Raw genomic sequence first — 307 nt, forward strand, 5'->3', positions numbered from 1 at the left:
CTAGAAAGTGGATGTTGTGCGATCGCCTCTTTTATAGTTCCTCTGGATCTAAACCGAGCGCGCGCAACCTTTGCGCCAGAAGTTCTGCCCGTTGTTCGGCTTCTTCGGCTCGTTGTTCGGCGGCTTCGGCTTTTTGGCGTTCTGTCTCAGCAAGCTGTTGAGCTTGTTCGGCTTTTTGGCGTTCAGCCTCAGCAAGCTGTTGAGATTGTTCCGCGAATTGTTGAGCTTGTTCAGCATGAAGGCGTTCTGCCTCTTCTGGTAACAACACCAAATTACCTTCGGTATCATAAAACCGCAGCCAAATTGG

1 pseudogene is annotated in these 307 nt (G+C 50.5%); it reads right to left on the reverse strand.

The annotated features are described in order from the left end of the window. Window positions 1-31 precede the first annotated feature (31 nt). A pseudogene (locus P5683_RS26120) lies at window positions 32-307 on the reverse strand (hypothetical protein); the annotation flags it as partial.

Origin of the sequence: Limnospira sp. PMC 1279.21, from assembly GCF_032349615.1 — a bacterium.
GTDB lineage: Bacteria > Cyanobacteriota > Cyanobacteriia > Cyanobacteriales > Microcoleaceae > Limnospira > Limnospira fusiformis.